The 5,708-nt window shown below is 74.0% G+C and carries 4 protein-coding genes and 2 pseudogenes; 5 read left to right on the top strand and 1 reads right to left on the bottom strand.

Going from position 1 to position 5,708, the window contains the following annotated elements; all coding sequences use genetic code 11:
• Both H5J33_RS21355 and H5J33_RS21350 read left to right on the top strand, forming a co-directional pair.
• Positions 1-201, top strand: a 201-nt coding sequence (locus H5J33_RS21355; RefSeq protein WP_181796531.1) for a hypothetical protein, incomplete at its 5' end; no start/stop codon positions are given.
• Between the two features lie 29 nt (positions 202-230).
• Positions 231-3,251 (top strand): glycoside hydrolase family 38 C-terminal domain-containing protein, encoded by a 3,021-nt coding sequence (locus H5J33_RS21350; RefSeq protein ID WP_181796530.1) that lies wholly within the window; start codon positions 231-233, stop codon positions 3,249-3,251.
• A gap of 81 nt (positions 3,252-3,332) precedes the next feature.
• Here the strand turns inward: H5J33_RS21350 and H5J33_RS38740 are convergent.
• Positions 3,333-3,581: pseudogene (locus H5J33_RS38740) on the bottom strand (FCD domain-containing protein); the annotation flags it as partial.
• Between the two features lie 247 nt (positions 3,582-3,828).
• On the opposite strand from H5J33_RS38740, the pseudogene H5J33_RS38735 reads away from it, so the two are divergent.
• The 3 genes and pseudogenes from H5J33_RS38735 to H5J33_RS21335 all read left to right on the top strand — a co-directional run.
• Positions 3,829-4,068: pseudogene (locus H5J33_RS38735) on the top strand (fuconate dehydratase); the annotation flags it as partial.
• Between the two features lie 203 nt (positions 4,069-4,271).
• On the top strand, positions 4,272-5,030 hold the full coding sequence (locus H5J33_RS21340) for an SDR family NAD(P)-dependent oxidoreductase (RefSeq protein WP_181796528.1): 759 nt from the start codon (positions 4,272-4,274) through the stop codon (positions 5,028-5,030).
• On the top strand, positions 5,027-5,708 hold a 682-nt coding region (locus tag H5J33_RS21335), incomplete at its 3' end, for an aldo/keto reductase (protein ID WP_181796527.1). The genes H5J33_RS21340 and H5J33_RS21335, both read left to right, overlap by 4 nt.

Here is a 5,708-nt window from a genome sequence, read left to right as displayed (position 1 = left end):
GAACCCGAGTTCCGGTCCGAACTCGACCGCCACCTGTACATCTACGGCACCCGCCGCTTCCTCGGCGCGACCGGCCAGCGCGCCTGGTTCGTCGCCGGTCTGCGGCCCGAGCCGGGCGAGCCGGCCGCACGGTTCGAAGTGCGTGCCGTGGGGGAGCTGTACAACGCCTCGGCCCCCGTCACCGTCACCCACCCCTGGTAATCACCCGGAACCCGCAGGGAGCACCCCCCATGCATGACGACCGCACGCTGGTGGAAGCCCGCCTCAGGCGCGTGCTCGACGAACGCGTCCGCCCCGCCGTCTACCCCGAGTCCGTGCCGCTCCAGGTCGCCGTGTGGCACGCGCCCGGCGAGCCGGTGCCGGTCGCCGAGGGACTGGCCGCCGAGCCCCAGCCCATCGCGGTGGGCGCGCGCTGGGGTGCTCCCTGGGGCACCAGCTGGTTCCGGGTGACCGGCACCGTACCCGAGGCGTGGGCCGGACGGACCGTCGAGGCCCTGCTCGACCTGGGCTTCGACGAGAACATGCCCGGCTTCCAGTGCGAGGGCCTGGTCTACCGGCCCGACGGCACCCCCGTGAAGGGCCTCAACCCGCGCAACCAGTGGGTGCGGATCGGCGCACCCGTCGCGGGCGGCGAAGAGGTCCGCCTGCACATCGAGGCCGCCTCCAACCCGGTCATCCTCGACTACCACCCCTTCCGGCCCACCTGGCTCGGCGACAAGGACACCGCCGGCACCGAACCGCAGTACACCCTCGCCCGCATGGACCTCGCCGTGTTCGACGAGACCGTGTGGCAGCTGGTCATGGACCTGGAGGTGCTCGGCGAGCTGATGGCGGAGCTGCCCGTGGACTCCCCGCGCCGCTGGGAGATCCTGCGCGCGGTCGAACGGGCCCTGGACACCGTCGACCTCCAGGACGTCAACGCCACCGCCGCCCGGGCCCGGGAGCGGCTCACCGGCGTGCTGTCGGCCCCCGCCGTCCCCTCCGCACACCGGATCGGCGCCGTCGGGCACGCCCACATCGACTCCGCCTGGCTGTGGCCGCTGCGCGAGACCGTGCGCAAGGTGGCCCGGACGGTGTCCAACATGACCGCGCTGCTGGAGGACGAACCGGACTTCGTCTTCGCCATGTCCCAGGCCCAGCAGTGGGCGTGGGTGAAGGAACACCGCCCCGAGGTGTGGGCCCGCGTGAAGGAGGCCGTCGCGCGGGGGCGGTTCGTGCCGGCCGGCGGGATGTGGGTGGAGTCGGACACCAACATGCCCGGCTCCGAGGCGATGGCCCGGCAGTTCACGCACGGCAAGCGGTTCTTCCTCGACGAGTTCGGCATCGAGAACGAGGAGGCCTGGCTGCCGGACACCTTCGGGTTCGCCGCGGGGCTGCCGCAGATCATCAAGGCGGCCGGCTCCAAGTGGCTGCTGACGCAGAAGATCTCGTGGTCGCAGACCAACAGGTTCCCGCACCACACCTTCCACTGGGAGGGCATCGACGGCACCCGGATCTTCACGCACTTCCCGCCGGTCGACACCTACAACTGCTCCATGAAGGGCAGCGAGATCGCCCACGCGGTGCGCAACTTCCGGGACAAGGGCGGCGCCCGGCACTCCCTCGCCCCCACCGGCTGGGGCGACGGAGGCGGCGGCACCACACGGGAGATGGTCGCCAAGGCGGCCCGGCTGCGCGACCTGGAGGGCTCGGCCACCGTCCGCTGGCAGACCCCGCGCGCCTTCTTCGAGCAGGCCGAGGCCGAGTACCCCGAACCGCCGGTCTGGGTCGGCGAGCTGTACCTCGAACTGCACCGCGCCACCCTCACCAGCCAGGCCCGCACCAAGCAGGGCAACCGGCGTGCCGAGCACCTGCTGCGCGAGGCCGAACTCTGGGCGGCGACGGCCGCCGTGCGCACCGGGTTCCCCTACCCGTACGAGGAGTTGGACCGCATCTGGAAGACGGTCCTGCTGCACCAGTTCCACGACATCCTGCCCGGTTCCTCCATCGCCTGGGTGCACCGGGAGGCCCGGGCGACGTACGAGCGGCTCACCACGGAACTGACCGCGATCGTCGACGCCGCCCAGCGCGCCCTGGCGGGCGAGGGGACGACCCCGCTGCTGTTCAACTCCGCCCCGCACGCCCGCCACGGCGTCCCGGCCGGCGCCGCCGCCACCCCGGACGCGCCCGGCACCAGCACGCTCACGCCCCGCGAGGACGGCGGATTCCGGCTGGACAACGGCCTGCTGCGGATCACCGTGGACGGCCGGGGCCTGGTGGTCTCCGCCTACGATCCCGCCGCCGACCGGGAGACGATCGCCCCCGGCACGGCCGCCAACCTCCTCCAACTGCACCCCGACTTCCCGAACATGTGGGACGCCTGGGACGTCGACTCCTTCTACCGCAACACCGTCACCGACCTCACCGACGCCGAGGCGGTCACGGCCGGCGAGGACGGCGCCTCCGTGCGGATCGTCCGGTCCTTCGGCTCCTCCCGGGTCACCCAGCTGCTGTCGCTGCCGCCGGGGGAGCGCCGGCTGGTCATCGACACCGAGGTGGACTGGCACGAGACGGAGAAGTTCCTGAAGCTGGCCTTCCCGCTCGATCTGCACGCCGAACGGTACGCGTCCGAGACCCAGTTCGGGCACGCCTTCCGCCCCACCCACACCAACACCTCCTGGGAGGCGGCCAAGTTCGAGGCGTGCAACCACCGCTTCGTGCACCTGGAGGAACCCGGCTGGGGCGTGGCGGTCGTCAACGACTCGACGTACGGCCACGATGTGACCCGCACGGTCCGCGCGGACGGCGACCGCGGTACGACCACGACGGTCCGGGTGTCCCTGCTGCGCGCCCCGCGCTTCCCCGACCCGGAGACCGACCAGGGCGTCCACAGCTTCCGGCACGCCCTGGTCGTCGGCGCCTCGGTCGGCGACGCGGTCCGCGAGGGCTGGCGCGTCAACCTGCCGGAGCGGCACACGACCGGCGCCCGCGCGGTGGCCCCGCTGGTGGAGGTGGACGACGACGCGGTGGTGGTGACGGCGGTGAAACTCGCCGACGACGGCAGCGGGGACGTGGTCGTCCGCTTCCACGAGGCCCACGGCGGCCGGGCCCGGGCGACCCTGGCGACCGGCTTCCCGTTCGCCGATGTCACCGTCACCGACCTGCTGGAACGCCCCCTGCCGGACGCGCAGCCGCCCACGCCCGAGGGCGAGCGGATCACCGTACGCCTGCGCCCGTTCGAACTCGTCACGCTCAGGTTCGGCCGGCCCTGACCGGCGGGGCGCCGCGCGCCGGGAGACGGGGCACGATGCGGGGCGCGAGCCCGGGTACCAGCCCTCGTCCCGCCCCCGCAGTCACTCCTCCACCTCGCCCACGTGGGCCGTTGCCACCGCTCGTGCGGCCTCCGGGCCGCGGGCCGCGAGGGCGCGGTGGAGGGCGAGGTCGTGGGCGAGGATCTCCTCGGAGTCGCCCGTGGCGCTCATCGAGGCAAAGTGAGCCTCCACGCCGCCAGTTGCCCGTCAGTGAAGCGCGCGGCGGCCAGCCGGGGTCGCCGCGGACTCCGGGATCCGGCGCACCGGGAGCAGCTCCACCGGGCGCGGCCCCCCGGGACGATGCGGCTCCGCCCAAGGGCACGGTGACCCAGGCCGGGCATGTCCCGCAGCTCCGAGTGATCCGACCATTTCGAGCGATCGATGCCGAAATCCCGTGCACGAGGCTGTCATTGCGGCTCAGTGGTCTGATAAATATGCGGCGTTGTCCCCGCACCCGCCCATCCATGGACCCCGCACAGCGACCCCCGCACCCCCGCTCGGCCGGCCGCCCGATCACCGCCCGGACCGAAAGGCCCCCGTGTCCCCGACGCCCGCCCGCATCACCGCCGTCGACATCCACGGCATCCGGTTCCCCACCTCACGCCGTCTCGACGGCTTTGACGCGATGAACCCGGACGCGGAGCCGCGCGCCGACCCGGGCACGCCGTACCGGGATCCGACCGGAGACAGCCGACCGCGCCGGCTCGGCCCCGAGAGGGGCGTGCCGCACATGGCGGTCGGCGTCATGGCCGACGCGGTCTGGGACCTCGCCGCCAAGGGCGGCGCGGACCGGGGCACCGACTACGTCGACCACCTGCACGGGCACTTCCCCGACCCGGCGGTGATCCGCGCGGGTCACCGCACGGCACCCACCGCGCCCGGCTTCTCCGCGGCCTCGCGCCCGGAAGGCCTCGCGCGCCACATCCTCCCCGGCGGCACCTACTGGTCCGCCGGTCCCGACGGCCGGAAGGGACAGTCGGCATGAGCGACTTCACGGGCCTGAAGGCCCTGGTCACCGGGGGTGCGTCCGGCATCGGCCGGGCCACCGCGAACCTCCTCGCCGAGCGCGGCGCCCAGGTCGCCGTACTCGACCTGGACCCCGCCCACGTGCCCGAACCGCTGCGGGCGTGGCGCGCCGACGTCACCGACGACGCCTCGGTGCGCGCCGCCGTACAGGAGGCCGCCGACGCGCTGGGCGGCCTGGACATCCTGGTCAACAACGCGGGCGTCGGCGCCCAGGGCACCGTCGAGGACAACACCGACGCCGAGTGGCGGCACGTCTTCGACGTCAACGTCCTCGGCATGGTCCGCACCGCCCGCACCTGCCTGCCGTACCTGCGCCGCTCCGCCCACGCCGCGATCGTCAACACCTGCTCCATCGCGGCCACCGCGGGCCTGCCGCGACGCGCCCTGTACAGCGCGACCAAGGGCGCCGTGTACTCCCTGACCCTCGCCATGGCCGCCGACCACGTCCGCGAGGGGATCCGCGTCAACTGCGTCAACCCCGGTACGGTGGACACCCCGTGGATCGGCCGGCTGCTGGACGCGGCCCCCGACCCGGCCGCCGAACGCGCCGCGCTGGAGGCCCGCCAGCCCACCGGACGGCTCGTCTCCGCCGCCGAAGTGGCCGCCGCCATCGCCTACTTGGCCAGTCCCCTGGCGGGCGCCACCACCGGCACCGCACTCGCCGTCGACGGCGGCATGCAGGGCCTCAGGCCGCGGCCGGAGGCGCACCGGTGAAGGTCCTCGGCCGCACCGGCGTCCGGGTCACCCCGCTCGGCTTCGGTGCCGCCGCCCTCGGCAACCTGTACGCCCCGGTGAGCGACGAGCAGGCGCACGCGGCGGTCCAGGCCGCCTGGGAGTGCGGCATCCGCTACTTCGACACCGCCCCGCACTACGGCCTCGGCCTGTCCGAACGGCGCCTGGGCTCGGCCCTGCGCGCGTACGACCGCGCGAGCTACACCCTGTCCACCAAGGTCGGCCGCCGCCTGGAGCCGGCCGACGGCACCGGCGACGACCGCGCCCACGGCTACGCCGTCCCCGCGGCCCACCGGCGCGTCTGGGACTTCAGCGCCGACGGCGTCCGCCGCACCCTGGAGGCGAGCCTGGACCGCCTCGGCCTGGACCGGGTCGACGTCGTCTATCTCCACGACCCCGACGACCACGCCGAGCAGGCCTTCCGCGAGGGCTACCCGGCCCTGGAACGGCTGCGCGCGGAAGGCGTGGTGGGCGCCATCGGCGCCGGCATGAACCAGGCCCGGATGCTCACCCGGTTCGTCCGCGACACCGACGTGGACGTGGTGCTGTGCGCGGGGCGCTACACCCTGCTCGACCAGAGCGCGGCCGAGGCGCTGCTGCCCGAGGCACTGCGGCGCGGGGTGTCGGTGGTCGCCGGCGGCGCCTTCAACTCCGGCCTGC

This window comes from Streptomyces sp. WELS2 (assembly GCF_013870595.1).
GTDB lineage: Bacteria > Actinomycetota > Actinomycetes > Streptomycetales > Streptomycetaceae > Streptomyces.
This window is presented reverse-complemented; position numbering and strand designations above follow the sequence as displayed.

Excerpts from the sequence above, each read along its gene's own strand:
- H5J33_RS21340 (WP_181796528.1), top strand. The coding sequence starts at position 4,272 with ATGAGCGACTTCACGGGCCTGAAGGCCCTGGTCACCGGGGGTGCGTCC.
- H5J33_RS21350 (WP_181796530.1), top strand. The coding sequence starts at position 231 with ATGCATGACGACCGCACGCTGGTGGAAGCCCGCCTCAGGCGCGTGCTC.